Origin of the sequence: Streptomyces sp. NPDC006208, assembly GCF_040613775.1 — a bacterium.
GTDB lineage: Bacteria > Actinomycetota > Actinomycetes > Streptomycetales > Streptomycetaceae > Streptomyces.
Genome location: NZ_JBEXSW010000023.1, coordinates 92,140 through 117,969, shown reverse-complemented (window position 1 = coordinate 117,969; position 25,830 = coordinate 92,140). Strand labels below are relative to the sequence as shown.

Sequence of the window (25,830 nt, the reverse complement as noted above, 5' to 3'; positions counted from 1 at the left end):
AGCCCGCACCCACAGCCTCTGCCGTCCGAAGGAGTCCGCCCATGAGCCCCGTCATCGCCGTCACCGGAGCGAGCGGCAGCATCGGCGGCCGGGTCGCGCGCCGACTGTCCGCCACGGGCGCCGCGATCCGGCTGCTGGGCCGCGACCCGGCCCGGCTGCCCGAGCTCCCCGGTGCGGTGGCAGCGCCGCCCTGCTCGTACGGCGACGGCGAGGCGATGCGACGTGCGCTGGACGGGGCGGACACGCTGTTCCTGGTCTCCGCGCACGAGGCGCCGGACCGGGTGCGCGAGCACCGCACGGCCGTGGACGCGGCGGTCGCGGCCGGTGTGCGGCGGATCGTGTACACGTCCTTCGTCGGTGCCGCGCCCGCCGCGACGTTCACGTACGCCCGTGACCACTGGCACACCGAGGAGTACATCCGGGCGAGCCTGCCGCGCCACACGTTCCTGCGGGACAACTTCTACCTCGCCGCGTTCCCCGCGATGACCGGGAAGGACGGGGTGCTGCGCGGCCCGGCCGGCCGCGGCCGGGTCGCGGCCGTCGCCCACGACGACATCGCGGACGCCGCCGCGGCCGTACTCCTCGACGGGACGGGCGCGCACCACGGGCAGGTGTACGACCTCACCGGGCCTTCGGCGTTCTCGCTCGCCGAGGCCGCCGACGAGCTGAGCCGGGTCACGGGCCGGGAGGTGCGCTACGTCCCGGAGACCCGCGAGGCGGCGTACGCCTCACGGGCCGGGTACGGCGCCGAGAAGTGGGAGGTGACCGGCTGGGTCACCTCGTACGAGGCGATGGCCACCGGCGAGATGGCCGCGGTGTCCGACGCGGTGCCACGCCTGACGGGCCACCCCGCACAGTCCCTCCACGCGTATCTGACGGCCCATCGGCGCAGCTACGCGCACCTGCTGCCGGACGTCCAGGACGCTTAGGCCCGGCGGCCTGCCTGCCACACCGCGCTCACCAGTGGCACACCGGGCCGGTAGGCGAGGTGGACATGGCTCGGGGCGTCGAGCAGGGCCACGTCGGCGCGGGCGCCGGGGGCGATGCGGCCGACGTCGGTGCGGCGCAGGGCCGCCGCCCCGCCGGCGGTCGCCGCCCGGACGGCCTCGTCGGGGGTCATGCCCATGTCCCGTACCGCCAGCGCGATGCAGAAGGGCACGGACGAGGTGAACGACGAGCCGGGGTTGCAGTCCGTCGACAGCGCGACGGTGACACCCGCATCGAGGAGGCGGCGGGCGTCGGGCCACTGGGCGCGCGTGGAGAACTCGGCCCCCGGCAGCAGCGTCGCGACGGTGGCGCTGTTCGCCAGGGCGTCGACATCCTCGTCGGTGAGGTGCGTGCAGTGGTCGGCGCTGGCCGCGTCGAGCTCGACGGCGAGCTGCACACCGGGGCCGTACGAGAGCTGGTTGGCGTGCACCCGGGGCGTGAGGCCCTTCGCCTTGCCCGCGGTGAGGATCGCCCGGGCCTGCTCCCCGTCGAAGGCGCCCTTCTCGCAGAAGACGTCGACCCAACGGGCGTACGGGGCACAGGCGTCGAGCATCTCGCCGGTGACGAGAGCGACATAGGCGGCCGGGTCGTCGGCGTAGTCCGGGGAGACGACATGGGCACCGAGATAGGTCACCTCGTCGGTGTGCGCCGCGGCGATGCGCAGGGCGCGGGCCTCGTCCTCGACGGTCAGCCCGTAGCCCGACTTGGTCTCGAAGGTGGTCGTGCCCTGAAGGAGGGCCTCCCGCAGGAGGCGGGTGAGGTTGGCCTCCAGCTCGTCGTCGCTCGCGGCGCGGGTCGCGGCGACGGTGGTGCGGATGCCACCGGCCGAGTAGGCGCGGCCGGACATCCGGGCGTTGAACTCCTGGGTCCGGTCACCGGCGAAGACGAGGTGGGAGTGCGAGTCGACGAATCCGGGAATGGCGGCACGGCCCTGCGCGTCGTGGCGCTCGTCGGCGTCGGGGGCGTCCTTGGTGTGCCCGACCCAGGCGACGCGGTCGCCGTCGAGGACGACGGCGGCGTCCTGGAGGAGGCCGAGGGGGCCGTCGCCGAGGGCAGGATCGTTGGTGACGAGGCTGCCGATGTTGGTGATGACGGTGGTGGTCATGGTTCCTCTCCGAGGGTCGGCCTTCGGCGGGATCTGGGGCGGAGCCCAGCCGGTACCGCCCACGGCCGCCAGGCCGTGGGGGGAGGGCGGGCAGGGGAACAGCGACGTCACGCGCGCAACGCGCCCACCGCCTCCGCCAGCGCCGCCGCCACATTTGGCACCAGAGTGTGGGACCCGTCCCGCACCACGCGCCGGCCACCCACCACCACATCCCGCACATCCGCCGCCGTCGCCGCGAAGACCGCCGTCTCCGCGCCCAGCCGCGGCGGCGGGCCGGCGGTGCGGACCGAGTCCAGCGCGACGGTGGTGAAGTCCGCGAGCGCACCCGCCTCGAGGCGGCCCGCCTCGTCCCATCCCAGTGCCGCATGGCCGTCCGCCGAGGCGGCACGCAGCAGGGCCGCCGCCGTCCAGTGGCCGCGCGTGCGCGAACGCAGGCGCTCGTTCAGCTCCATCGCGCGTGCCTCCTCGAACAGGTCGATCACCGCGTGGCTGTCGCTGCCGAGCGACAGCGGGGACCCCGCGCCCTGGAGCGCGGGCGCGGGCCCGATGCCGTCCGCGAGGTCGCGTTCGGTGGTGGGGCACATGCAGGTGCCGGTGGTCGTGCCGCCCAGCAGTGCGATGTCCTCGCGCGTGAGGTGCGTGTTGTGGACGCCGGTCGTGCGCGGGCCGAGCACTCCGTGGTCGGCCAGGAGCCGGGTGGGAGTGCAGCCGTGCGCGGCGAGGCAGGCGTCGTTCTCCGCCGTCTGCTCGGACAGGTGCACATGCAGCGGCGCGCCCCGCTGCGCTGCCCACTCGGCGACCGTCGACAGCTGCGCGGCCGGGACGGCCCGTACGGAGTGGATGGCGGCGCCGATCCGTACGTGCTCGCCGTCCTTCAGCTGCGCCGCGCGCTCCGCCCAGACGTCCGCCGTGCCGTCGGAGAAGCGGAGCTGGTGGGTGTCCGGCTTCTCTCCGAAGCCCGACGACAGATAGGCCGTGTCCAGCAGGGTGATGCGGATGCCCGCGTCCGCGGCGGCGGCGATCAGCGCCTCGCCCATCGCGTTGGGTTCCGCGTACGATGTGCCGCCCGGCGCGTGGTGCAGATAGTGGAACTCGCCGACCGAGGTGATCCCGGCCAGCGCCATCTCCGCGTACACCGCGCGTGCCAGCGCGTGGTACGACTCCGGGGTGAGCCGGGACGCGACCCGGTACATCACCTCGCGCCAGGTCCAGAACGTCCCCGCGCCGACCTGCACCGTGCCGCGCAGCGCCCGGTGGAAGGCGTGCGAGTGGGCGTTCGCGAGCCCCGGCAGCGTCAGCCCCCGCAGCACCGTCGCGCCCGGCTCCGGGGCCTCGACCCCGATCCGTACCGCCGCGATCCTGCCGTCGCGCACATCGAGGGCCACGCCCGGCTCGACATGGGTGTCCAGCCAGGCGTGCTCCGCCCAGTACGTCGTCAGCTGCACGCGAGTCCCTCCAGTACGTCGGCGAGCGCGATGACCCCGGCGACGCAGTCGTCCTCGGCCGCGGACTCGGCCGGGGAGTGCGAGACACCCGTGGGGTTCCGTACGAACAGCATGGCGGTCGGAACGGTGGCGGACAGGATTCCCGCGTCGTGTCCGGCGCCCGTGCCGAGGACGGGAACGGCCCCGCCCAGAATCTTGTTGATCTCGTCGCGCAGAGCGTGCTCGAACTCGACGACGGGCGTGAAGGACTCCCGTACGACCCGCAGATCCACGCCGTCACGGTCCGCGCGCTCCTTCGCGGCCCGCTGGACGGCGGCCACGACGGTGTCCAGCGTGGCCTGGTCGGCCGCGCGGGAGTCGAGCCAGCCGCGCACCAGCGAGGGGATGGCGTTGACCCCGTTCGGCTCGACGGAGATCTTGCCGAAGGTCGCGACGGCACCGGCGAGTTCCGCCTCGCGGCGGGCTGCGAGGACTGTCTCCGCATAGGTCAGCATCGGGTCGCGCCGGTCGACGAGCCGGGTGGTGCCGGCGTGGTTGGCCTCTCCGGCGAAGTCGAACCGCCAGCGGCCGTGCGGCCAGATGGCGGACGCAATACCGACCGCGTCCCCCGAGAGGTCCAGCGCCCGGCCCTGCTCGACGTGGAGCTCGACGAACGCGCCGATACGGGCGAGGCGTTCAGGGTCGGGGCCGATGGCGGCCGGGTCGTACCCGGCCTCCTCCATGGCCTGCGGCAGGCGGATCCCGTCGCCGTCGCGCAGCTCGAACGCCTGCTCCTTGCTCAGCTGACCCGAGGCCAGCCGGGAGCCGACGCACGCGAGCCCGAACCTGGCGCCCTCTTCGTCACCGAAGTTGGTGATGGCGAGAGGGCGGGTGAACTGCGCACCTCTGCGGCGGAGTTCGTCCAGCGCGGCGAAGGAGGACACGACGCCGAGAGGGCCGTCGAAGGCGCCGCCGTCGGGGACGGAGTCGAGGTGCGACCCGGTGACGACGGCATCACCGGCGCTGTGGTCGCCGAGCCAGGCCCACTGGTTGCCGTTGCGGTCGACCTCATAGGTGAGACCGCGGGCCTCCGCCTGCTCCTGGAACCAGTTCCTGCAGTCGGCGTCGGCGCCGGTCCAGGCGAAGCGGCGGTAGCCGCCGGTGTCGGCGTTGCGCCCGACGGGCGCGAGCTCGCGCCACATCTCGTGGAACGAACCCGCTGCGGGCAGGCGTTCCGCAGGGCGACGGGGGTCCCCCCGGTCCCCGCCCGGCAGCGAAACATCCGGCTCCGCCGGGAGGTGCCCACCCGCCCCCGTGGTTTCGCCCGGGCGGTGCCCCCCTTGCCCTGCGGGACCATTGCCCACGGCCATTACGCGTCACCCTCCCGCATGGGGATGCGGACGCCGCGGTCCTGGGAGACCGACTCCGCGATGTCGTACCCGGCGTCCACGTGCCGGATGACGCCCATCCCGGGGTCGTTCGTCAGCACGCGGCGGATCTTCTCGCCGGCCAGCTTCGTACCGTCCGCCACCGACACCTGGCCGGCGTGGATCGAGCGGCCCATGCCGACGCCGCCGCCGTGGTGGATCGACACCCACGAAGCGCCCGACGCGACGTTGACCATCGCGTTCAGCAGCGGCCAGTCCGCGATGGCGTCGGAGCCGTCGAGCATGGACTCGGTCTCGCGGTACGGGGAGGCCACCGAGCCGCAGTCCAGGTGGTCGCGGCCGATCGCCAGCGGGGCCGCCAGCTCGCCGCTCGCCACCATGTCGTTGAAGCGCTCGCCCGCGCGGTCCCGCTCGCCGTAGCCCAGCCAGCAGATGCGTGCCGGGAGGCCCTGGAAGTGGACGCGCTCACCGGCCATCTTGATCCAGCGGTGCAGCGATTCGTTCTCGGGGAACAGCTCCAGGATCGCCTTGTCGGTCTTGGCGATGTCCGATGCCTCGCCCGACAGCGCCGCCCAGCGGAACGGGCCCTTGCCCTCGCAGAACAGCGGCCGGATGTAGGCGGGTACGAAGCCGGGGAAGGCGAACGCCCGGTCGTATCCGGCCAGCTGGGCCTCACCGCGGATCGAGTTGCCGTAGTCGAAGACCTCGGCGCCTGCGTCCATGAAGCCGACCATCGCCTCGACGTGCCTGGCCATCGACTCGCGGGCGCGCTGCGTGAAGTCGGCCGGCTTCTCGGCCGCGTACGACTGCATGTCGTCGAAGTCGACACCGAGGGGCAGGTAGGCGAGCGGGTCGTGGGCCGACGTCTGGTCGGTCACGATGTCGATCGGGGCGCCCTCGGCGAGCATCCGCGGCAGCAGCTCGGCTGCGTTGCCGAGGAGGCCGATGGAGAGCGGCTTGCGGGCGTCGCGGGCCTCGACCGCGAGCTGGAGCGCGTGCTCCAGGGAGTTGGCCTTCACGTCCAGGTAGCGGTGCTCGATACGGCGCTCGATCGCGCGGGGGTCGCAGTCGATGCAGATCGCGACGCCGTCGTTCATGGTCACGGCGAGGGGCTGGGCACCGCCCATGCCGCCGAGGCCGGCGGTCAGGGTGATCGTCCCGGCGAGCGTGCCGTTGAACTTCTTGGCCGCGACGGCGGCGAACGTCTCGTACGTGCCCTGGAGGATGCCCTGCGTGCCGATGTAGATCCACGAGCCGGCCGTCATCTGGCCGTACATGGTCAGGCCGAGGGCCTCCAGGCGCCGGAACTCCTCCCAGTTCGCCCAGTCGCCGACCAGGTTGGAGTTGGCGATCAGCACACGGGGGGCCCACTCGTGGGTCTGCATGACGCCGACCGGCCGGCCGGACTGGACGAGCATCGTCTCGTCCTGCTTCAGGGTCTGCAGCGTGCGGACCATCGCGTCGAAGGAGCGCCAGTCACGCGCCGCCTTGCCCGTGCCGCCGTAGACGACGAGCTTGTCCGGGTGCTCGGCGACCTCGGGGTCGAGGTTGTTCTGGAGCATGCGCAGCGCGGCTTCCTGCTGCCAGCCGAGGGCGCTCAGTTCCGTACCGCGCGGTGCCCGAACGGGGCGGGGTCCTGACATGGCAATGCCTCCTCGCGACTGCGACGACGAGTGCGACCACGAGAGCGATACGACACTCACTGTTGGGAAATCTATTCACATCTTCGCTTGCTGAATAGTTTCAGTCAACAGCTGCGACCGGCCCCGCCGGATGATTGGCTGACACACATGCCTATCGACCTCGGGGACCGTAGGGATCAGGCCGTGCGCGCGGCCGTGGAGCAAGGGCTGCTGAGCGAGGCGGAGCCCGTGGTGGCCCTGCTCGACGTGGCGGGCATCCGGGCGGCGGCGTCGGCCCTGCGGACGGCGTTCGCCGCTGTCACCGGTGCGCCCGTGCTGCACGCCTTCGCCGTGAAGGCCACACCCCTGGTCCCGGTGCTCGCGCTGCTGCACGCCGAGGGCATCGGCGCGGAGGTGGCGAGCCCGGGCGAGCTCGCGCTGGCCAGGGCCGCCGGGCTGCCCCCGGACCGCACGGTCCTGGACTCCCCCGCCAAGACGGTCGCCGAGCTGCGCGAAGCCCTGGCGCTGGGCATCGCGGTCAACGCCGACAACCCCGAGGAGCTCGCCCGGCTCGACACCCTGGTCTCCGGCGCGTCCCCGGCGTCGCCGCTCGGCCTGCGGGTCAATCCGCAGATCGGCGGCGGTTCCATCGACGCCCTGTCGACGGCCACCGCCACGTCCAAGTTCGGCGTCGCCCTGCGCGACGAGGGCGCCCGGGCCCGGGTCGTACGGGCCTTCCTCGACCGGCCCTGGCTGACCCGGCTGCACGCCCACTCCGGCTCCCAGGGCATGCCGCTCGACCTGATGGCCGAGGGCATCCGGACGGTGTACGAGCTGGCCGAGGAGATCAACACCGCGGCCGGCCGGCAGCAGATCGACACCGTCGACATCGGCGGCGGCCTCCCGGTCAACTTCACCTCCGACGAGCAGACCCCCACCTTCGCCGCCTACGCACAGCTGCTGGCCCAGCGGGTGCCGGGGCTGTTCGACGGCCGCTACGGCCTGGTCACCGAGTTCGGCCGCTCGCTGCTCGCCAAGCACGGCACCGTCCTCGCCCGGGTCGAGTACGCCAAGTCCGCGGGGGCCCGGCCGATCGCCGTCACCCACGCCGGCGTTCAGGTCGCCACCCGTACCGTCTACGACCCCGCGTCCTGGCCGCTGCGCATCGCCTCGTACGACTCGCAGGGGCTGCCGAAGACCGGTCCCGCCGTCGCCCAGGACATCGCCGGGCCCGCCTGCTTCGCGGGTGACCTGCTCGCCGTGGGGCGGGCGCTGCCGCTGCTGGAGCAGGGAGATGTGATCGCGGCCCTGGACACCGGCGCGTACTACTTCACCGCCCACTACAGCTACAACAGCCTGCCGCGCCCCGGCGTGCACGGCTTCGCCGTCCGGCCGGACGGCAAGGTCCGCTTCACGACCGTGCGGGCCGCGCAGACGGTCGACCAGATCGTCGCGGAGTCCGGCGGCGGACGGGCGGACGCGCTGCTCGGCTGACCGGCAGCGGCAGCGTTTCCCGCGGGGGCGGTTGCCGGACCCCGGTGGTTCCATGAAGCCATGACACCCAGGACTGTCGTCGAGCGCGTGATCAGGGCCTCGCCGGGGCGCGTGTGGGAGGCCCTGACCGACCTTCAGGGTATGGAGCGTGTCCTCAGCGGCGTGCAGCGGATCGAGGTACTCACCGAGGGCGGCTTCGACGTCGGCACCCGGTGGCGCGAGACCCGGCGGATGCTGGGCAAGGAAGCCACCGAGGAGATGTACGTGACCGCGTGCGAGCCGCTCGAGCTCTATGTGGTGGAGGCCGACTCCCACGGCACCCACTATGTCTCGGAGTTCGAGCTGCTGACCGCGGGACCGGAGACGACGACGGTACGAATGACGTTCTCGGCCGTGCCGCCCGGCGGCTTCATGGGCCTGCTGTCCAAGGTGCTCGGCCCGCTCGGCGTCAAGGCCGTGAGCAGGGCGATCGCCAAGGACCTCGACGATGTCGCGACCGCCGTGGAGGGCCGCGGCGCCTGACTGCGTACGGGTGCATCCCCGCCTGACCCGAATCCCGGCGGACCCCGTCGGGCAGGACACCTCCCAACAGCTGACGGAGAGGTGTCCCATGGCCACATCCGCACCCGCGTCCCCGGGCGCACCGGATCAGCAGCCATCACTCAAACGGGCCATCAGCCTCAAGCTGATGACTCTCTTCGTGATCGGCGACATCCTCGGCACCGGGATCTACGCCACCACCGGCGTGGTCGCGGGCAGGGTCGGCGGCGCGCTGTGGCTGCCGTTCGTGATCGGTTTCGTCGTGGCGATCATGACCGCCGGCTCGTATGCCGAACTGGTCGGCAAGTACCCCCGGGCGGCCGGGGCCGCGCTCTACACCCAGAAGGCGTTCAACGTCCCGTTCCTGACGTTCATCATCGCCTTCATGGTGATGTGCTCCGGGCTGTCGTCCGCGAGCGCGGCGGCCCGGGCCTTCAGCGGGGACTACCTCCAGGAGTTCACCGACGCGCTCCCGCCCACGCTCGTCGCGATCCTCTTCATCCTGGCGCTCGCCTCGATCGCCCTGCGCGGTGTCTCGGAGTCCGTGAAGACCAACGTGGTACTGACCCTCGTGGAGCTCTCCGGCCTGCTGGTGATCCTCGGGATCGGGGCCTGGGCGGTGCTGACCGGTGAGGGGGAGCCGTCCCGGCTGGGCGAGTTCCAGGCGTCCGGTACCGGATACGCGCTGCTGACGAGTGTGCTCGGCGCCACGGCGCTGGGCTTCTTCGCCTTCGTCGGCTTCGAGGACTCGGTGAACATGGCGGAGGAGACGCAGGATCCGGCCCGCACCTTCCCGCGTGCGATCTTCACCGGTGTCGTCGTCACCGGCACGGTCTATGTGCTGGTCGCGCTGGTGTCCTCGCTGCTCGTGCACCACCGGACCCTGGAGGGCTCCAGCGGCCCGCTGCTGGAGGTCGTCAAGGCCGGTGGGGTCAGCTTCCCGCCCAAACTCTTCGCGCTGATCGCGCTGTTCGCGGTCACGAACTCCGCCCTGATCAACATCATGATGGCCTCGCGGCTCTGCTACGGCCTGGCCAACGAGCGGGTCCTGCCGCGCGCGATGGGCAAGGTGCTGCCGGGCCGCCGTACACCCGTCGCGGGCATCCTCTTCGTCACCGTCCTCGCCGTCGCGCTGGTCTCCACGGGCGAGATCGAGGGGCTCGGCGACACCACCGCGTTCCTGCTGCTCTGCGTGTTCGCGGTGGTCAATGTGGCGGTGCTGGTGCTGCGCAAGGACCGTGTGGCGCACAAGCACTTCCGTACGCCGACGATCCTGCCGGTCCTCGGGGCGATCAGCGCCGTCATCCTGGCCAGCCCGCTGGCGGACCGGCCAGCCGATGTGTACATCCGGTCCGGAGTGCTGATCGGCGTAGGCATTGTGCTGTGGGGCGTGAACAAGCTGGTGATGAAGGTGCACCACGAGGTCTGATCCCGGCCCCGGATGTGAGCCGATCCGACCGCTCCCCTGCCCCCGGGTATGACAAAGTCACCCGGTGGCGAACCGGGCACTGCGGACCCTATCGGACTCCCCGCATGTTCCGATGGAAAATGCCAGAACTTCCCCCGGTAGGCAGCACGGTGCGTAACCTCTCCGTCACGGACATGCGTCCGAGCCGTTCGTACACGCGCTGGAGGGGAGTTCCGCGTGCCCGGAATCGACGAGTGCCTGCTGCACGCCATGCGGCTGCCGGGAGCACGCGGTGCCGCCGTCGTCGACTGGACCAGTGGACTCGCACTCGGCACCGTCGGCGACGCGGCCGGTGACGACCACGAGACGGCCGCCGCCGAGACCGCCGAGCTGGCACGGATGGCCGCGGAGCACCCCACGTTCGCGCCCGCCGGCGCCGAGAAGGCCCTCGATGTCGAGGATCTGGTGGTCACCACCCGCAGCGCCTACCACCTGCTGCGTTTCGTCGAGACGTCGTTCGACAGCAGCGTGCTGCTGCATCTGTGGCTCGACCGCGACGAGGGCAATCTCGCCCTCGCGCGGCTGCGGATGCGCGAACTGACCGATCGGCTGGTGCTGGAGTGAGCGTGTCGCCCATGCTGCTGCGCCTCGCCTCCGAGCGGGCCACCGGCGCGCTGTTACGGGACCGGGGCACGCTCTACCTGGTCGACGGCCAGGTGGTGCACGCCGAGAGCCCCGCCGCCCCGGGCCTCGACGTCCTGCTGACGGCGGGCGGCCGACTGCACGCCGACGGCTGGCAGGAGGCGCTGCGCGAGGCAGGGTCGTACGGCAGGGTCGGCCGGTATCTGGTCGAGCGCGGCACGGTCTCCGGCGGCGAGCTGGAAATCTGCCACCTGGGGGCGCTGTACGACGCGGCGTTCTTCGCGCTCTCCCCCAGCCGCGGGCCGAGCAGGTTCCGCTACGGCGTGGCCCACTGGATCGGTCCCGTACGGCCCGTAGCGGCGGAGGCCGTCGAACGGGAGACCCTGCGGCGCCGTGAACTGCTCGCCCGGCTGTGGGCGCACCCGGGGTCGGACACGGCACCCGTGGTGCGTACCGGGATGGTGCCGGGCACCCGGCTCGCCGCCCGGCACCGCGCGGTGCTCGAACTGGCGGACGGGGTCCGCACCGCGGGCGACATCGCCCATGTCCTGGGCCGGCCGGCCTTCCACACCCTGGTCGACGTCCACCGGCTGGCCGCGGCAGGGCTCGTGGAGCCGCCCCGCAGACCGGCCACGCCGTTACCGCCGCCCGTTTTCGCCCGAGCGGAAACGTTCCCCGACCCCGATGTTGCTCTGCTCCGCCGGCTCCGTGACGCCCTGGAGGCAACGCTGTGATTCGCGCGCTCCGGCAGCGCGCCGAGAGGAGACAGCTGATGGCCGCGAGTAGCGGAGTCCTCGACGAGCTGCGCCGGTTGAGGACCCGGTTGCCGCAGCTCACCGGTGCCCTCGCGGCCAGCGTGGACGGCCTCGTCCTGGCCCGGGACACCCCGGACACGGAGGCGGAGAGCGTGGCCGCGCTCACCGCCGCCGCGCTCGGCGTCGCCCAGCGGCTGACCGAGACGACCGGGCAGGGCGGCTTCCGGGAGCTGCTCGTCCGGGGCGAGGACGGCTATGTCGCCACCTATGCGGCGGGCTCCTCCGCCGTACTGACCCTGCTGGCCGAGCCCCGTATCAACGTGGGCCGGCTCCACCTCGAGGCCCGTCGCGCCGGCATCCGGATCGGTGAGCTGGTCGACGCGGCACTCGACCGACCGGAGAACGCCTGATGGCAGCCACCCCCGCGACCCCGCCGACCCGCAAGACCACCCGCACAACAGCAAGAACAACCACCAGACGGAAAGGAACTGCCACTCTCATGGCCAACACCGAAGCCGCGCTCAAGGAAATCCTCACCTCGATCGAGGGGGCCCTCGGCACCGCGCTCGTCGACTACACCAGCGGCATGGCGCTGGGCACCGTGGGCGGCGGCAAGGATCTCGATCTGACCGTCGCCGCGGCGGGCAACACCGACGTGGTCCGTGCCAAGGTCCGCACGATGGAGCACCTCGGACTCAAGGACGACATCGAGGACATCCTGATCACCCTCGACACCCAGTACCACCTGATCCGGCTGCTCAAGGGCCGTGGCACCAACGGCCTGTTCCTCTACCTGGCCCTGGACAAGCAGCGCGCGAACCTGGCGATGGCCCGGCACCAGCTGCGGCAGATCGAGAACACTCTGGAGGTCTGACGACGGCTCAGTGCCGGCGCCGCGCCCCTCCGGGCGCGGCGTCGCCGGCCGCGACGCCGGTGGTACGGAAGCCCGTGGTCCGTGTGCCGGCCGGGCCCTTCGCCACCCTGTCGGCGCCGACCCACAGCAGTGTCTCGTCCGTGCGCTCGCGGCGGCCCAGCAGGACGGCCTTGGCCCACAGCCCGGCGCCCGCGCCGGCGAGCACCGCCCCGCCGGCGAAGGGCACGGCGAACGAACTCCCCACGGCGGCGAGGAAGGCGAGCAGCAGCCACCAGCGGTGGGCACGCCGCCACACCCGCAGCGTCACCCGGCGGTCCTGGAGGATGTCATGCCGCCCGGCGCGAGTGGCGCAGCCCGCGAGCCGGGTGTAGCGCCCGCGTCGCATGAGAGCGACCACGAAGGCCGTGACCAGGAACAGCGCGGTCCCGGCGACAGCGCCGGCCCACCGCCCGGTGATCCCGGGCAGCGGCACGCCGATTCCGGCGGCCGCCAGCCCCGGCCACCACAGGGGCGCCGCCCCCGCCCGCACGATCACAGCCACGCGCGCCAGCGCCTGCGTCCCACGCCGACCCTCGGTGGACTCCCTGGCCTGACCGACCCCGAACCTGGTTGCACCCACACCCGCCCCGGCCGAACCCACCTCCCGCATCAGCCACCAACGCCCCCTGGCCCGACCGACCCCGAACCTGGTTGCACCCACACCCGCCCCGGCCGAACCCACCTCCCGCATCAGCCACCAACGCCCCCTGGCCTGACCGACCCCGAACCTGGTTGCACCCACGCTGTGCTCCCTCCACAGAACCCGTGTTCGGCCCGGGAGATTAGCGCCTCTTTCTGAGCTCCGCCTGAGAATCGGCCGGACCCGTGGGCGTCACCGCGCGGGTCACTCCACGAACAGTCCGCGGGCCGCCGCACGGGTGTCGAAGTCCTCGAGCCGCGCCTGGGCGTCCGGCAGGTCGTCGCACATGGCTTCCAGGAGCACCCGCCCCAGCAGCATCGGCGCGCACGCCGTGTCGAAGGCGAGGCCGGTGCCGACGGCGGCCGGGATCAGCACGTCGCTGTGGGCCGCGACCGGGGCGAACGCCGAGTCCGCGACCGTCACCACGCTCAGCCCGGCCGAGCGGGCGTAGGCCAGCGTCTCCACGACCTCCTTGGGATGGCGCGGCAGCGCGAAGCACAGCAGCGCGCTCGCGCCCGCGAGCCGGGCCGCGTCGATACGGTCGGCGAGCATCGAGCCGCCCTCGTCCAGCAGCCGTACATCGGGGTGCACCTTGGACGCGAAGTAGACGAAGCCGCGGGCCTGCGAGGACGCTGCGCGCAGCCCGAGTACGGGCAGCGGGCGGGAGGCGGCGAGCAGCCGGCCCGCCCGTTCGACGGGCTCCGGGTCCTCCAGGAGCGCCGAGAGGTGCCGCAGGTTCTCGATCTCCGCCTGGACGGCCTGCTGGTACTCGTTGAGCGCATCCTTGCCGGTGGCCGCCTCCGGCGGGGCGACTTCGCGCAGATGCTTGCGCAGCGCCGGATAGCCGTCGAAGCCGAGGGCGACGGCGAAGCGGGTCACGGACGGCTGGCTGACCCCGGCGAGCTCGGCCAGCTCCACGCTGGACAGGAACGGCACATCGGCGGCCCGGCGGACCATGCTGTGCGCGATGCGGCGCTGGGTGGGCGTGAGCCGGTGCCCCTCGAACAGCAGCTGCAGTCTCGCAGCGGGGCTGTCGTTCATGCCGTCCCCCTCGTCGGATCCCGAATTATTCAGTCACCTATGACTCTGCATGACCATATACAGCCACGGCAAGGGGAAGGGCGGCCACTGCCCGCCCGGGACCGCCGTCAGGACGCGGTCCGGGGCTCCAGGAACTCCAGCCGGTTGCCGAGCTTGTCGAAGGCGTAGAACCGGTCGTGGCCGGGGAAGGCGTCGTCCCAGATCACCTCGTGGCCGCACGCCTCCAGGCGCTCCGACAGCTCCCGCAGCGAGCGGACGAGGATGCCCGGGTGCGCCTTGCGGGCCGGACCGAAGTCCTCCTCGACGCCGAGGTGGACCTCCAGGCCGCCGCCGCGGAACCAGCAGCCGCCACGCGCCGCCAGCACCGGCGGCTTCTGAAGCTCCGTCATGCCGAGTACATCGCCCCAGAACTGACGGCACAGATCCTCGGCACCGGCCGGGATCGCGAGTTGCACATGGTGCAGGCCGCCGAAGGCGTACGCGGCGGCATGGCTGGTCACGGAGGTGCGTTCAGTGGTCATGGTGTCTTTGTACAACGGCTTGTGGATCTCTGGCTGCCCCTTGGTGAAAGAGGGGTGCTACCCCCACTGACGCGGCGGCCGGCCCCCCGTAGCGTCGGCGGCATGGAAGCCCGCGACCCTGAGCTCAAGAAGGAGCTCGACGCCACCCTGCACGCCCGCCGCGAGCTGGGCGAGGAGTACGACTCCGCACTCGTCGAATCGTTTCTGGAGAAGGTCGAGCAGCGTCTCGACGGCACGGTCGACCGCCGCGTGCGCCGCCGGCTCGCCGAGTCTCAGATGGCCGACGCCCGCGGCGGCGCCCGGCCGAAGTCCGCGGAGGCGAACTTCGGCGAGCGCTACGGTTTCGGCATCATCTCGCTGGTCCTGGCCATCCCGCTGTCGGCGATCGCCGTGACCAACGCCGACCTGGAGGGCCTGATCGTCGCCTGGTTCGGCATCGTCGGCGTCAACGCCGTGCACGCGGCACGCGGCTGGCCCTGGCAGCGCAGGCCGCAGCGCGACGAGTCCGACTGGGAGAACTGAGCTCCCCCCACGGAACCGGCGGCCGAGGGAAGTACCCCCCAGCGGCCCCCTCTCACGCCTGGCGGGTCGGCAGCACGACGGCCTGGCGCAGATTGACGTGCCGGGCCCGGCTGGTGGTGTACGCGATCAGATCGGCGATGTCGTCGGAGCTGAGCAGCCCCACCTCCTGGACCATGGTGTCCAGTTGCCCGCTCAGCTCCGGGTTGTCGATGTGATCGCGCAGCTCAGACCCGGTGAACCCGGGCTCGATGTTGGTGACGCGCACATCGCGCGGGCCGAGCTCGCCGCGCAGCGACTGGGAAAGATAGGTGAGCGCCGCCTTGGTCGCGCCGTACACCGCGTAGTTGGGGAAGGTGATGTGCGCGCCGATCGAGGAGATGTTCACCAGGTCGGCCGCCCTGCCGTCGGCCGCCGCGGCCACCAGGTCCCCGGTGAACGCCCTGATGATCCGCAGCGCACCCGTCACATTGGTGTCGATCATCTGCTGCCATTCGTCGATGCGCCCGTCGTCGAGCGGGTTCGGCAGCATCACTCCGGCGTTGTTGACCAGCAGGTCGGCCGGCCCGTACGCGGAGTGGACGCTCGCGACGGCGGCGGTCACGGAGGCGTCGTCCGTGACGTCCGCGGTGACCGCGAGCGCGCTGCCGCCCTCCGCGGTGATCTTCTCGGCCAGTTCGCCGAGCCGCTCGGTGCGCCGGGCGAGCAGCGCCACCCGCGCCCCATGGGCGGCGAGCAGCCGGGCGGTTGCGGCGCCGATGCCGCTGGCGGCACCGGTGACGACGGCGGTACGGCCGGCGAGGCTGTCGTAGGTCATGTCGTGTGCTCCTGTGTACGCGTCCGGTGCGGACGCCCGGTGGTGGACAGGCACCACTGTCCGCGCGGGGCCGGGCGCCACCCAGGGCTGCGCTTTTCCTGGGTCTGCCAGTACCAGGCTCGGCGGCGGCCGCCCGGCTAGGCTCGAACCATGGACGGCGACATCGGAGACTTCCTGCGCTCGCGCCGTGCCCGTATCCGGCCGGAGGACGTCGGTCTCACCCCGTACGGCCGGCGCCGCGTGCCGGGTCTGCGCCGCGAAGAGGTCGCCCAGCTCGCGGGCGTCAGCGTCGACTACTACATCCGCCTCGAGCAGGGGCGCGGGCAGTCCGTGTCGGACGCCGTGCTGGACGCGGTCGCCCGGGTGCTGCGCCTGGACGAGACGGAGCACGCCCATCTGCGCGATGTGGCCCGCCCCAGGAAGTCGGGCCCCGATGTGCCGCAGGAGCGGGTACGCCCGGGGATGCGGCTGCTCCTCGACACGATCACCGCCGCGCCCGCGTATGTCTTCGGCCGGCGTCTCGACGTGCTGGCCTGGAACGCGCTGGGCGACGCGCTCATCACCTACTCGCGCATGACCGCCGCAGCCCGCAGCGTTCCCCGCGCGGTGTTCCTCGACCCGGCGACGCGTGAGCTGTACCCGGAGTGGGAGGCGGTGGCGGCGGAGGTGGTCGCCTATCTGCGCCTGTCCGCCGGCCGGCACCCGGACGATCGCCGGCTCACCGCGCTGGTGGGCGAGTTGTCGGTGAAGAGCGAGGAGTTCTGCCGCCTGTGGGCGGACCACCAGGTCAAGGAGAAGACATACGGGGTCAAGCGCATCGTCCACCCCCTGATCGGCGAGCTGACGCTGCCGTACGAAAGCCTTTCCCCGCCGGGCGACCCCGACCAACTGCTGGTGATCTACACCCCGGAGCCGGGTTCCAGGACGGCGGAGCGCCTTGCGCTGCTGGCCAGTTGGACCGCGGCTCCCGTGGGCCGCGAATAGGCCCTGTCCGGGCGATCTTCGAGGATCAGCCTGCGGCGTCAGATGCGTGGGGTCTCCCCAGGCCCGCCAGGGCCGAGGGGACGCATCGCAAGGCGGGGTGAGACCAGCGCCCGGCCGGATGCCGGGGGAGATCGCCCTCGTACCGGACGTACTCGGGCGGCTCCGACAACACAGCGAGGTGCCGCAGCCGTCGCCGCGCCAGGCGGGCTTTGTCAGACACGGCCTGGCGCCAAAGGCCCGGCGGACGGAACGCAAGGAGGTGTGGCGGGGACCGCCGCACCCCCGGCCGGAGCCAGGGGGCGGGACGACGGCGGTCCCCGCGAAGGACACGGACCGGGTCAGGGCCGGGTCTCCGCGTCCGGGGCGTCCGAGAGGTCCGGGAGCCGCTCCGGAAGTCCTGGACGCCGTTGGTGTGCCGGCCGGGATCCCTGCCCGGTCCCCCTGCCGACATCCACCAATGTGCCGGACGCGTGTTAAGCGGGTGCTGCGCGAACGTGTCGCGCGCGTACCGATTACGCGAAACCGCGTCCGGAACGCGTCACTTGGCGTCGCCCGCGAGGAACGCCAGCAGGTCCTGACGGCTCACCACACCCGTCGGCTTGCCCTCGACCAGCACGATCGCCGCGTCCGCCGCATCGCCCAGCACCGACATCAGGTCGGCGACCGGCTCGCCCGAGCCGACCTGCGGCAGCGGCGACGACATGTGCTTCTCCAGCGGGTCGTGGAGCGAGGCGCGCTGCGTGAAGAGCGCGTCCAGCAGCTCGCGCTCGACCACGGAGCCGATCACCTCGGCGGCCATGACGTCCGGGTGCCCGGCGCCCGGCTTGACGATCGGCATCTGCGAGACGCCGTACTCGCGCAGCACCTCGATGGCCTCGCCGACGGTCTCCTCCGGGTGCATGTGCACCAGGCTGGGCATGTTGCCGCCCTCCTTGTGGCGCAGGACGTCGGCGACGGTGGCGGAGCCGGTCTCCTCGAGGAAGCCGTAGTCGGCCATCCACTCGTCGTTGAAGATCTTGGAGAGGTAGCCGCGGCCGCTGTCGGGGAGCAGCACGACCACGACGTCGTCGGGACCGAGGCCCTCGGCGACGCGCAGCGCCGCGACGACTGCCATGCCGCAGGAGCCGCCGACCAGCAGGCCCTCCTCCTTGGCGAGGCGCCGGGTCATCTGGAAGGAGTCCTTGTCGGACACGGCGACGATCTCGTCGGTCACGTTCGGGTCGTACGCGGTGGGCCAGAAGTCCTCGCCGACGCCCTCGACCAGGTACGGGCGGCCCGAGCCCCCGGAGTACACGGAGCCTTCCGGGTCCGCGCCGATGACCTTGACCTTGCCGCCGCTGATCTCCTTCAGATAGTTGCCGGTGCCGGAGATCGTGCCGCCGGTGCCGACGCCCGCGACGAAGTGGGTGATGCGGCCGTCCGTCTGCTCCCACAGCTCGGGACCGGTGGTCTCGTAGTGCGAGCGCGGGTTGTTGGGGTTGGAGTACTGGTCGGGCTTCCAGGCGCCGGGCGTCTCGCGCACCAGACGGTCGGAGACGTTGTAGTACGAGTCCGGGTGCTCGGGGTCGACGGCCGTCGGGCAGACGACGACCTCGGCACCGTAGGCACGCAGCACATTGATCTTGTCCGTGGACACCTTGTCCGGGCAGACGAAGATGCACTTGTAACCCTTCTGCTGGGCCACGATCGCAAGTCCGACGCCGGTGTTGCCGCTGGTCGGCTCGACGATCGTGCCGCCGGGCAGGAGCGCGCCGCTCTGTTCGGCGGCCTCGATCATGCGCAGGGCGATCCGGTCCTTCACCGACCCGCCGGGGTTGAAGTACTCGACCTTGGCGAGCACGGTCGCCTGAATGCCTGCGGTCACGCTGTTCAGCTTCACCAGCGGGGTATTGCCGACGAGACTGATCATCGAGTTGTGGATGCGCACAATGTTCTCCGGGGTCTCCGTAATGGTGTCGCCAGCGTATGCCGGATGGGCGCGGGATTGGGCGACGGCAGCTACGGGGCAGTTAGCTCTTGTACGGCGACGAGGCCGGCGCGGGGCGGCGGCCTGCCCGGGGCTGTGAGGAGGTGGCTCGGACAGTGTCGAGGGCGAGGGTGGCCAGGCGCATCGCGGCAGGCGCGGCGTACGGCGGAGGCAGTATCGGCCTGCTCGGTGCGGCGGCCGTGGGTGTGCTGCTGGCGGAGGTCCAGCTGGCCAAACGGTCGGTGGGCGGGGGCACGGCGCCCATCCCCCCGCGGGGCGACGGCCTGTACGGGCTGGCCTTCGGCCGCAGCAATCCGCTGTATCTGGCCGTGCTGGGAGATTCGACGGCGGCGGGCCAGGGTGTGCGCCGGGCGGGACAGACCCCGGGGGCGCTTCTGGCGTCGGGACTCGCGGCGGTCGCCGAGCGGCCGGTCCAGGTGCGCAACATCGCCCTGCCGGGCGCTCAGTCCGACGATCTGGAGCGACAGGTCACCCTGCTGCTCGCGGACCGTACACGCACTCCCGACATCTGCGTGATCATGATCGGTGCGAACGATGTCACGCACCGGATGCCGCCCACCGTGTCCGTGCGCCATCTGGCTTCGGCGGTGCGCCGGCTGCGCACGGCCGGCGCGGAGGTGGTCGTGGGGACCTGTCCGGACCTCGGCACGATCGAGCCGGTGTACCAGCCGCTGCGCTGGCTGGCCCGCAGGGTGAGCCGCCAGCTGGCGGCGGCCCAGACGATCGTGGTGGTGGAGCAGGGCGGGCGTACGGTCTCGCTCGGCGACCTGCTGGGCCCGGAGTTCGCGGCGAACCCGCGCGAGATGTTCGGTGTGGACAACTACCACCCGTCGGCGGAGGGGTACGCGACGGCGGCGATGGCGATGCTGCCCACGGTGTGTGCCGTGCTCGGGCTGTGGCCGGAGAGCGACGCCCTGGACGTGGACCGCGACGAGGACATGCTGCCGGTCGCCCGTGCCGCGGCGACGGCCGCGGCCGAGGCGGGCACCGAGGTCACGGGCGCCCGCGCGCCGTGGGCGCTGCTCAAGCACCGGCGCCGGCGCCGGCTGCCCGCTGCCGAGGCGGCGACGGAAGCGGCTGCCGAGGCGGTGGCCGAATCCGCCGCCCAGACCGTCGTGGAGCCGGATCCGGAGCGAGCCCCAGGACCCGTCACACCGAACTGAGCAAGCGCCCGCTTAGAAAAGAGGCCCGCATCACACAGCTCGTACGGTGACCCGCGCGGTACGTACGGGTAACTTCCCTGACAGCCTTGCTCAATCCCCTCCTGGAGCCGTGATGCCCGAAGCTGTGATCGTCTCTGCCGCCCGCTCGCCCATCGGCCGGGCCTTCAAGGGATCCCTGAAGGACCTGCGCCCGGACGACCTCACCGCCACGATCATCCAGGCCGCCCTGGCCAAGGTCCCCGAGCTCGACCCCCGGGACATCGAAGACCTGATGCTCGGCTGCGGCCTCCCCGGCGGCGAGCAGGGCAACAACCTCGGCCGCATCGTCGCCGTGCAGATGGGGATGGACCACCTCCCCGGCTGCACCGTCACCCGCTACTGCTCGTCGTCGCTGCAGACCTCCCGCATGGCGCTGCACGCCATCAAGGCGGGCGAGGGCGACGTCTTCATCTCGGCGGGTGTCGAGACGGTGTCCCGCTTCGTGAAGGGCAACTCCGACAGCCTGCCCGACACGCACAACCCGTTCTTCGCCGAGGCCGAGGCCCGTACGACCGCCGTTGCCGAGTCCGAGGGCTCCACCTGGCACGACCCGCGCGAGGACGGCGTGGTCCCGGACGCCTACATCGCGATGGGCCAGACCGCAGAGAACCTGGCGCGCCTCAAGGGCGTCACCCGCCAGGACATGGACGAGTTCGGCGTCCGCTCGCAGAACCTCGCCGAGGAAGCCATCAAGAACGGCTTCTGGGAGCGCGAGATCACCCCGGTCACCACCCCGGACGGAACCGTGGTGAGCAAGGACGACGGCCCGCGCGCCGGCGTCACCCTCGAAGGCGTCGAGGGCCTCAAGCCCGTCTTCCGCCCCGACGGCCTGGTCACCGCCGCCAACTGCTGCCCGCTCAACGACGGCGCCGCCGCCCTGGTGATCATGTCCGACACCAAGGCCCGCGAGCTCGGCCTGACCCCGCTGGCCCGGATCGTCTCCACCGGTGTCTCCGGTCTGTCTCCCGAGATCATGGGCCTCGGCCCGGTCGAGGCCTCCAAGCAGGCGCTGAAGCGCGCCGGACTGACCACCGGCGACATCGACCTGGTCGAGATCAACGAGGCCTTCGCCGCGCAGGTCATCCCCTCCTACCGCGACCTCGGCTTCGACATCGACAAGGTGAACGTCAACGGCGGCGCCATCGCGGTCGGCCACCCCTTCGGCATGACCGGCGCCCGGATCACCGGCACGCTGATCAACAGCCTTCAGTTCCACGACAAGCAGTTCGGCCTCGAGACGATGTGCGTCGGTGGCGGCCAGGGCATGGCCATGGTCATCGAGCGCCTCAGCTGAGCGCGGCCGGGCGAGACCGGACGGACGCCTACCGGCGGGTTGCCGTTCAGCTGGATCTCAGTTCGTGACTGAATCTCCCCCAGGATGTGACCTACGTCCTGGGGGAGAGCCCTTTTTGCAGGTCAGGACCGTTTCCCGGTTAAACCCCAGGCATAAACTCCTGTCCATTTCGTGACGTAATGCACTGACAGAAGGCGCGGGCGCACCGCAAGCTGAGGTAGGAAGTCCGGGGGATCGATTGAATTCGGGAGTAAGTCAGTGAGCGCCATGTCTCTTGCCCTGCTGGTGACCACGGCTGCCGCCACGGCCGTGGGCGCCGCTGCCCTGCACGCCGCGCGCGGGCTCCGCAAGCAGGTCTCGGCCCTGCGTACCGAGCTCGCCGCGTCGCACGGGCCCGGCCACATCGCCACCGTCCCCCATGCCCGCACCAGCGACGCCGCCGAGATACGCGCTGCCGTCGCGGACGCGCTCGCCGAGGAGCGCGAGCGCGAGCTGGCCGAGGCGCGTGCCTTCTGGGCCGCGCAGGAGGCCCGCGACGCCGCGGACACCTCCGCACGCTTCGGTGGCGACAGCTCCGCGTCGCTGCTCGGCGGTCTGGCCGGTGCCGCCGACGAGATCCCGCCGTTCTTCGTCCCGCGCCAGGCGGACCTCGTGGGCCTGGAGTCCATGGACCTGGACGCCGTGGAGGCGCTGGACGACATGGCCGACCTGCCCGAGGTGACCGAGTTCGCCGAGGACTCCCCCGAGCTGGCCGCCGCCCGCCGCCGGCACCCCTCGCACCCCGACTTCGTGCCCGTCCAGACGCCGGTGGTCACCGACCACGAGCGCACGGTCGCGCGCCTGGAGGAGCTCGCCGAGACCGGCACCGAGCTCGCCGACGTCCGGCCCGGCCCGCTCGGCACCCTGGACGTGTACGTCTTCGCCGACGGCACCACGCTCTGCATGACCCCCGGTCACCGTGAGACCGCCGAACGTCTGGCCGACGCGCTGCGCGCGGGCCGCACCCCGGTGCTGCTGGGCGGCTCGGGCGTCTCCGGCGCGTACTCCCTGACCTTCGCCTGCGGCGACGAGAGCGTCTACATCCTCGCGGACCGCGTGATCGCGTCCCACTGACGCCCACCGCAGCGGGCGACCGGTGCGCCCCCGCCGGACCGGCACCACCGCAAAGCCGTATGTACGCCCCCTGTGCGCCCCCTCGCACCCCATGTGCCCCCTGGGCGCTCCAGGGCCGTGCGAAAGCGCCTCAGGCCTCCTCAGGGCTCCTCAGGGCCGCTCGGGCACCTTCTGGCCGTCGGCCCCCGGTGGCCCGTCACAGGGCCGCCCGCTCCTCAGCCGCCCGGACCAGCTTCACGGCCTCGTTCAGTTGCGCCACGGCACCCGACGGGGCCGCCCGCAACGCTTCGGCCAAATCGCGTCCGGCGACGCTCAACTGGTCCGCGACCGAGAAGAGACCGGCGTCCGGCATGATCCGCGGCTCGCTCCCGGGCTCCTCCATCCGCTGGGCCCTTACGGACAGATCCCTGGCCAGAGCCAGTCCCTCGGCCGCCGCACCACGCTGCAGCCGGCTCTGCGGAGCAGCCCTCAGGCGATCGGCGAAACGGTCCACGGCAGCGGTCAGATCGGTCGTGTCAAGCACGCCGCGACCCTACGCGCCCCGACCACACTGTTGCCAATACGCGAACGCTCAGGCACGGTGGCGTGAAGGAGCACACGCGCAATGCGTCCGGAGGCGCCGATGTCCCAAGTCTTCTCCGAAGAGACCCATCGAAATCTGCTCTCCCGAATCCCCCAATGCACCGGTCGTGAAATCTCCGACTGGCTGCGGACCGTCGAAGAAGGCCCAGCGCTCTTCCGTTTCGAGGAGAAGGTCAGCTGGCTGCGAAGCGAGCACAACCTCGCCTACGGCCACGCGAAAGCGATCATCCATGAGTACGACCTGAGGCGCGCCGCGAGAAAGCTGCTCTAGCGCCCCCTTACCGGAGACAAGGCGGAAGGGCCCGCAGGCTGTGCCTGCGGGCCCTTCGGCGTTCCTCGGCGCGCAGTGCGCGCCACGGCGACTAGTCGTCACCGCTGAAGATCGCGACCAGGCGCAGCATCTCCAGGTAGATCCACACCAGCGTCACGGTCAGACCGAAGGCCGCGAGCCAGGCCTCCTGGCGCGGCGCGCCGTAGGCGATGCCGTCCTCGATCTCCTTGAAGTTGAGCGTCAGGAAGAAGCAGCCGATCAGGATCGCCAGGATGCCGACGATGGCTCCGAGCGGGCCCATGCTGCGCAGACCGCCGTCCTCGGCGACGCCGAAGACCACCAGCAGGAGGTTCACGGCCATCACGACGATGAAGGCGAGCGCGATGGTCATTCCGATGCGGGCGTACCGGGCCGTGACCCGGATCCAGCGCTGCTTGTACATGAACAGCGTGGCGCCGGTGACCGCCATGGTGCCGAGCACGGCCTGGAACGGCGCGCCGTCCCACCGGGCGTTGAACATTTCGCTGATCACGCCGAGGAAGATGCCCTCGAAGGCCGCGTAGCCGAAGATCAGCGCAGGAACCGGGGTGCGCTTGAAGGACTGGACGATCGCCAGCACGAAGGCCACCAGGGCAGCGCCGATGGCCAGGCCGTAGCTGGTGGGGGACACCGGAAGCAGGGTCCAGGCCAGGACGGCGCCGAGGACCACGGTGCCCAGGGTCATGGCGGTCCGCGAGACGACGTCGTCCATCGTCATCACGTCGGTGCGCGCGGGCGCCGGGGCGCCGTGCTGCGTGCCCGCCGGGGCGTAAGGGTTGGTGGCGTACGGGTTGCCCGCGCCCTGTGCGTAGGGGTTTGTTCCTACGGCGGGGCCCCCGGCCTGCGGCTGCTGCGCGTTGAAGCCCGCGTAGCCGTTGTCGCGGCTGAACCCCCGTCGCGAGAAGACCGGGTTGCTGCTCCTCATCTCACTCCTCCATGGCCACCGTGCGCGGCCTTGGAGCCAAGAGTAATGCGGAAGCAAAGCGAACACCCTAGTGCGCAGGGAGGATCTTTCCGGGATCGTGACCGGCGGGGACGGCCGCCGGTCCGGCTGCCCGGTGACCGGGCAGCCGGGGGAGGCACGGAAACCGCTCGGACCGGACCACGTCCGGCGGGGCGGTATGCGGTCGCCGGAGCGACCTCCCCGCGCCAGGGCGGGCGTGGGGCTGCAGGTCTCGCACAAAGGTGCCCGGAGCCGGACTTGAACCGGCACGCCCCCGAGGGGCAGCGAGGTTTAAGCTCGCCGTGTCTGCGTTCCACCATCCGGGCGTAAGCGGCTCCGCGCTGGCACCCGAGCCTATCCGGGTAGATCGCTCCGCCATCCGGGCGATGGCCCGATGTTGTCTGATTCTATTGGTGGTTGAGGGTGCGTCAGACCAGGTGGGCGCCCATCCACACTCCGCTCACACGCCCCCGGTCCACCCCTGCACCCCTGCGGGAATGACGGAAAAGCGCCTCCCTGCCAACCCACCGCACCCCGATCCCGTGTCGGGGACGCCGTCATACCAAAGGAGTACGGGCACAGTCGGCGGTCCGACTGGAGAGGGCCCCCGGAACGGGCACCGGGACTGACGATCCGAGGCCGTGGGGCCGACACGATGGGGTGGTACCGAAACAGACCGCGACAGGAGCCCTCCTCGTGACCACCATCACCGCTCACCGCGCCACCGCAGTGGCAGCCCGCGCCACGGATCTGTCCAAGGTGTACGGACAGGGCGAGACCCAGGTGGTCGCGCTCGACGGCGTCAGCGTCGACTTCCACCAGGCCGAGTTCACCGCGATCATGGGCCCTTCGGGCTCCGGCAAGTCGACTCTGATGCACTGCGTCGCCGGCCTCGACAGCTTCAGCTCGGGCTCCGTACGCATCGGCGAGACCGAACTCGGCAGCCTCAAGGACAAGCAGCTCACCCAGCTGCGCCGGGACAAGATCGGCTTCATCTTCCAGGCCTTCAACCTGCTGCCGACGCTGACCGCGCAGGAGAACATCACGCTCCCCATGGACATAGCGGGCCGCAAGCCCGACCAGGAGTGGCTGCGGCAGGTCATCGACATGGTGGGCCTGCGGGACCGCCTGAGCCACCGTCCGACCCAGCTCTCCGGCGGCCAGCAGCAGCGGGTGGCCGTGGCCCGTGCACTCGCGTCCCGCCCCGAGATCATCTTCGGTGACGAGCCGACCGGAAACCTGGACTCCCGCTCCGGCGCCGAGGTGCTGGGCTTCCTGCGCAACTCCGTGCGCGAACTCGGCCAGACCGTGGTGATGGTGACGCACGACCCCGTGGCCGCGTCCTACGCCGATCGGGTGATCTTCCTGGCGGACGGGCGGATCGTCGACGAGATGCTGCGCCCCAGCGCCGACGGCGTCCTCGACCGGATGAAGGACTTCGACGCCAAGGGCCGTACGAGCTGAGGCCCCGGGCCTCCGGCCTTCGGGACGCCCCGGGCCGGGCGGGCGCCGGGAGTCGGGCCGTACTGCCCTGACCACCGCCTGCGCGGCGCTCCCTGTCCGGAGACCGCCGCCCCCGCCCCCTCCCCCAGACCTCTT

At 71.7% G+C, this 25,830-nt stretch carries 26 protein-coding genes and 1 tRNA gene; 15 read left to right on the top strand and 12 right to left on the bottom strand.

Features of this window, described 5'->3' with window-relative positions; genetic code table 11:
• The first annotated feature begins 41 nt into the window (after nt 1–41).
• The gene (locus ABZ208_RS20440) at nt 42–929 is read left to right on the top strand and encodes an NmrA family NAD(P)-binding protein (RefSeq protein ID WP_356910872.1); all 888 of its coding nucleotides are present in this window, start codon (nt 42–44) and stop codon (nt 927–929) included.
• Here ABZ208_RS20440 and hutI read toward each other — a convergent pair.
• From hutI to hutU, 4 genes are all read right to left on the bottom strand, one after another.
• The gene (gene hutI / locus ABZ208_RS20435; RefSeq protein ID WP_356910871.1) at nt 926–2,092 is read right to left on the bottom strand and encodes an imidazolonepropionase; all 1,167 of its coding nucleotides are present in this window, start codon (nt 2,090–2,092) and stop codon (nt 926–928) included. The two genes, ABZ208_RS20440 and hutI, sit on opposite strands and share 4 nt — an antisense overlap.
• A 107-nt stretch (nt 2,093–2,199) precedes the next feature.
• The gene (locus tag ABZ208_RS20430; RefSeq protein ID WP_356910870.1) at nt 2,200–3,537 is read right to left on the bottom strand and encodes a formimidoylglutamate deiminase; all 1,338 of its coding nucleotides are present in this window, start codon (nt 3,535–3,537) and stop codon (nt 2,200–2,202) included.
• On the bottom strand, nt 3,528–4,718 hold the full coding sequence (locus ABZ208_RS20425; RefSeq protein ID WP_356910869.1) for an allantoate amidohydrolase: 1,191 nt from the start codon (nt 4,716–4,718) through the stop codon (nt 3,528–3,530). Before ABZ208_RS20425 ends, ABZ208_RS20430 begins: the two co-directional genes overlap by 10 nt.
• A gap of 167 nt (nt 4,719–4,885) precedes the next feature.
• The gene (gene hutU / locus ABZ208_RS20420; RefSeq protein ID WP_356910868.1) at nt 4,886–6,547 is read right to left on the bottom strand and encodes a urocanate hydratase; all 1,662 of its coding nucleotides are present in this window, start codon (nt 6,545–6,547) and stop codon (nt 4,886–4,888) included.
• A 147-nt stretch (nt 6,548–6,694) separates the two neighbouring features.
• Here hutU and ABZ208_RS20415 point away from each other — a divergent pair, with 147 nt between their 5' ends.
• The 7 genes from ABZ208_RS20415 to ABZ208_RS20385 all read left to right on the top strand — a co-directional run bounded on the left by ABZ208_RS20415 (nt 6,695) and on the right by ABZ208_RS20385 (nt 12,239).
• Nucleotides 6,695–8,020 carry a diaminopimelate decarboxylase gene (locus ABZ208_RS20415; protein WP_356910867.1) on the top strand — a complete coding sequence of 442 codons (1,326 nt, stop codon included), beginning with the start codon at nt 6,695–6,697 and terminating at the stop codon, nt 8,018–8,020.
• Nucleotides 8,021–8,080: 60 nt separating this feature from the next.
• On the top strand, nt 8,081–8,542 hold the full coding sequence (locus ABZ208_RS20410; protein WP_356910866.1) for an SRPBCC family protein: 462 nt from the start codon (nt 8,081–8,083) through the stop codon (nt 8,540–8,542).
• Between the two features lie 88 nt (nt 8,543–8,630).
• A complete protein-coding gene (locus ABZ208_RS20405) occupies nt 8,631–9,989 on the top strand; it encodes an APC family permease (protein ID WP_356910865.1) in 1,359 nt (452 codons plus the stop codon).
• Between the two features lie 216 nt (nt 9,990–10,205).
• Nucleotides 10,206–10,592, top strand: coding sequence for a hypothetical protein (locus ABZ208_RS20400; protein ID WP_356910864.1), 387 nt, complete (start codon nt 10,206–10,208; stop codon nt 10,590–10,592).
• Between the two features lie 11 nt (nt 10,593–10,603).
• Complete coding sequence (locus ABZ208_RS20395) at nt 10,604–11,344, top strand: transcriptional regulator (RefSeq protein ID WP_356910891.1); 741 nt, start codon at nt 10,604–10,606, stop codon at nt 11,342–11,344.
• A gap of 38 nt (nt 11,345–11,382) precedes the next feature.
• On the top strand, nt 11,383–11,775 hold the full coding sequence (locus ABZ208_RS20390; protein ID WP_328399824.1) for a roadblock/LC7 domain-containing protein: 393 nt from the start codon (nt 11,383–11,385) through the stop codon (nt 11,773–11,775).
• 89 nt (nt 11,776–11,864) lie between these two features.
• Entirely contained in the window at nt 11,865–12,239 is a 375-nt protein-coding gene (locus tag ABZ208_RS20385; RefSeq protein WP_356910863.1) for a hypothetical protein, read from the top strand.
• 7 nt (nt 12,240–12,246) lie between these two features.
• On the opposite strand, the gene ABZ208_RS20380 is transcribed toward ABZ208_RS20385, so the two are convergent.
• From ABZ208_RS20380 to ABZ208_RS20370, 3 genes are all read right to left on the bottom strand, one after another.
• A complete protein-coding gene (locus ABZ208_RS20380; RefSeq protein WP_356910862.1) occupies nt 12,247–12,780 on the bottom strand; it encodes a hypothetical protein in 534 nt (177 codons plus the stop codon).
• A 342-nt stretch (nt 12,781–13,122) separates the two neighbouring features.
• On the bottom strand, nt 13,123–13,959 hold the full coding sequence (locus ABZ208_RS20375; RefSeq protein ID WP_356910861.1) for a MurR/RpiR family transcriptional regulator: 837 nt from the start codon (nt 13,957–13,959) through the stop codon (nt 13,123–13,125).
• A 107-nt stretch (nt 13,960–14,066) separates the two neighbouring features.
• Nucleotides 14,067–14,480 carry a glyoxalase gene (locus tag ABZ208_RS20370; RefSeq protein ID WP_356910860.1) on the bottom strand — a complete coding sequence of 138 codons (414 nt, stop codon included), beginning with the start codon at nt 14,478–14,480 and terminating at the stop codon, nt 14,067–14,069.
• Between the two features lie 102 nt (nt 14,481–14,582).
• Between ABZ208_RS20370 and ABZ208_RS20365 the strand changes: the two genes are divergently transcribed.
• Nucleotides 14,583–15,002, top strand: a complete 420-nt coding sequence (locus tag ABZ208_RS20365; RefSeq protein WP_356910859.1) for a hypothetical protein — start codon at nt 14,583–14,585, stop codon at nt 15,000–15,002.
• Nucleotides 15,003–15,054: 52 nt separating this feature from the next.
• Here the strand turns inward: ABZ208_RS20365 and ABZ208_RS20360 are convergent, their stop codons facing one another.
• On the bottom strand, nt 15,055–15,816 hold the full coding sequence (locus tag ABZ208_RS20360) for an SDR family oxidoreductase (protein ID WP_356910858.1): 762 nt from the start codon (nt 15,814–15,816) through the stop codon (nt 15,055–15,057).
• Between the two features lie 150 nt (nt 15,817–15,966).
• Here ABZ208_RS20360 and ABZ208_RS20355 point away from each other — a divergent pair, with 150 nt between their 5' ends.
• Nucleotides 15,967–16,800, top strand: coding sequence for a helix-turn-helix transcriptional regulator (locus ABZ208_RS20355; protein WP_356910857.1), 834 nt, complete (start codon nt 15,967–15,969; stop codon nt 16,798–16,800).
• Nucleotides 16,801–17,338: 538 nt separating this feature from the next.
• Here the strand turns inward: ABZ208_RS20355 and ABZ208_RS20350 are convergent.
• The gene (locus tag ABZ208_RS20350; protein WP_356910856.1) at nt 17,339–18,727 is read right to left on the bottom strand and encodes a cystathionine beta-synthase; all 1,389 of its coding nucleotides are present in this window, start codon (nt 18,725–18,727) and stop codon (nt 17,339–17,341) included.
• 155 nt (nt 18,728–18,882) lie between these two features.
• Here ABZ208_RS20350 and ABZ208_RS20345 point away from each other — a divergent pair, with 155 nt between their 5' ends.
• The 3 genes from ABZ208_RS20345 (at nt 18,883) to ABZ208_RS20335 (ending at nt 22,396) form a co-directional block, all read left to right on the top strand.
• Nucleotides 18,883–19,950, top strand: coding sequence for an SGNH/GDSL hydrolase family protein (locus ABZ208_RS20345; RefSeq protein ID WP_356910855.1), 1,068 nt, complete (start codon nt 18,883–18,885; stop codon nt 19,948–19,950).
• Between the two features lie 112 nt (nt 19,951–20,062).
• The gene (locus ABZ208_RS20340; RefSeq protein ID WP_356910854.1) at nt 20,063–21,283 is read left to right on the top strand and encodes an acetyl-CoA C-acetyltransferase; all 1,221 of its coding nucleotides are present in this window, start codon (nt 20,063–20,065) and stop codon (nt 21,281–21,283) included.
• A 267-nt stretch (nt 21,284–21,550) separates the two neighbouring features.
• Nucleotides 21,551–22,396: a hypothetical protein gene (locus ABZ208_RS20335; protein ID WP_356910890.1), complete on the top strand. Its 846-nt coding sequence runs from the start codon at nt 21,551–21,553 to the stop codon at nt 22,394–22,396.
• A gap of 196 nt (nt 22,397–22,592) precedes the next feature.
• Here ABZ208_RS20335 and ABZ208_RS20330 read toward each other — a convergent pair whose 3' ends face one another.
• Entirely contained in the window at nt 22,593–22,919 is a 327-nt protein-coding gene (locus ABZ208_RS20330; protein WP_356910853.1) for a hypothetical protein, read from the bottom strand.
• A gap of 99 nt (nt 22,920–23,018) precedes the next feature.
• On the opposite strand from ABZ208_RS20330, the gene ABZ208_RS20325 reads away from it, so the two are divergent.
• Nucleotides 23,019–23,249, top strand: a complete 231-nt coding sequence (locus ABZ208_RS20325; protein WP_328399803.1) for a DUF4287 domain-containing protein — start codon at nt 23,019–23,021, stop codon at nt 23,247–23,249.
• Nucleotides 23,250–23,340: 91 nt separating this feature from the next.
• Here the strand turns inward: ABZ208_RS20325 and ABZ208_RS20320 are convergent, their stop codons facing one another.
• Nucleotides 23,341–24,213 carry a Bax inhibitor-1/YccA family protein gene (locus ABZ208_RS20320; RefSeq protein ID WP_356910852.1) on the bottom strand — a complete coding sequence of 291 codons (873 nt, stop codon included), beginning with the start codon at nt 24,211–24,213 and terminating at the stop codon, nt 23,341–23,343.
• A 261-nt stretch (nt 24,214–24,474) separates the two neighbouring features.
• A tRNA-Leu gene (locus tag ABZ208_RS20315) sits at nt 24,475–24,557 on the bottom strand.
• A 370-nt stretch (nt 24,558–24,927) separates the two neighbouring features.
• Between ABZ208_RS20315 and ABZ208_RS20310 the strand changes: the two genes are divergently transcribed.
• Nucleotides 24,928–25,695 (top strand): ABC transporter ATP-binding protein, encoded by a 768-nt coding sequence (locus ABZ208_RS20310; RefSeq protein WP_356910851.1) that lies wholly within the window; start codon nt 24,928–24,930, stop codon nt 25,693–25,695.
• The last annotated feature ends 135 nt before the right edge of the window (nt 25,696–25,830 follow it).

Coding starts and splice junctions, on each gene's coding strand:
- ABZ208_RS20360 (WP_356910858.1), bottom strand. CDS start 15,816: ATGACCTACGACAGCCTCGCCGGCCGTACCGCCGTCGTCACCGGTGCC.
- ABZ208_RS20375 (WP_356910861.1), bottom strand. CDS start 13,959: ATGAACGACAGCCCCGCTGCGAGACTGCAGCTGCTGTTCGAGGGGCAC.
- ABZ208_RS20395 (WP_356910891.1), top strand. CDS start 10,604: ATGCTGCTGCGCCTCGCCTCCGAGCGGGCCACCGGCGCGCTGTTACGG.
- ABZ208_RS20405 (WP_356910865.1), top strand. CDS start 8,631: ATGGCCACATCCGCACCCGCGTCCCCGGGCGCACCGGATCAGCAGCCA.
- ABZ208_RS20425 (WP_356910869.1), bottom strand. CDS start 4,718: ATGTGGCGCGAGCTCGCGCCCGTCGGGCGCAACGCCGACACCGGCGGC.
- ABZ208_RS20365 (WP_356910859.1), top strand. CDS start 14,583: ATGGAAGCCCGCGACCCTGAGCTCAAGAAGGAGCTCGACGCCACCCTG.
- hutI (WP_356910871.1), bottom strand. CDS start 2,092: ATGACCACCACCGTCATCACCAACATCGGCAGCCTCGTCACCAACGAT.
- ABZ208_RS20440 (WP_356910872.1), top strand. CDS start 42: ATGAGCCCCGTCATCGCCGTCACCGGAGCGAGCGGCAGCATCGGCGGC.
- hutU (WP_356910868.1), bottom strand. CDS start 6,547: ATGTCAGGACCCCGCCCCGTTCGGGCACCGCGCGGTACGGAACTGAGC.
- ABZ208_RS20415 (WP_356910867.1), top strand. CDS start 6,695: ATGCCTATCGACCTCGGGGACCGTAGGGATCAGGCCGTGCGCGCGGCC.
- ABZ208_RS20385 (WP_356910863.1), top strand. CDS start 11,865: ATGGCCAACACCGAAGCCGCGCTCAAGGAAATCCTCACCTCGATCGAG.
- ABZ208_RS20370 (WP_356910860.1), bottom strand. CDS start 14,480: ATGACCACTGAACGCACCTCCGTGACCAGCCATGCCGCCGCGTACGCC.
- ABZ208_RS20390 (WP_328399824.1), top strand. CDS start 11,383: ATGGCCGCGAGTAGCGGAGTCCTCGACGAGCTGCGCCGGTTGAGGACC.
- ABZ208_RS20340 (WP_356910854.1), top strand. CDS start 20,063: ATGCCCGAAGCTGTGATCGTCTCTGCCGCCCGCTCGCCCATCGGCCGG.
- ABZ208_RS20320 (WP_356910852.1), bottom strand. CDS start 24,213: ATGAGGAGCAGCAACCCGGTCTTCTCGCGACGGGGGTTCAGCCGCGAC.
- ABZ208_RS20335 (WP_356910890.1), top strand. CDS start 21,551: ATGTCTCTTGCCCTGCTGGTGACCACGGCTGCCGCCACGGCCGTGGGC.
- ABZ208_RS20325 (WP_328399803.1), top strand. CDS start 23,019: ATGTCCCAAGTCTTCTCCGAAGAGACCCATCGAAATCTGCTCTCCCGA.
- ABZ208_RS20355 (WP_356910857.1), top strand. CDS start 15,967: ATGGACGGCGACATCGGAGACTTCCTGCGCTCGCGCCGTGCCCGTATC.
- ABZ208_RS20410 (WP_356910866.1), top strand. CDS start 8,081: ATGACACCCAGGACTGTCGTCGAGCGCGTGATCAGGGCCTCGCCGGGG.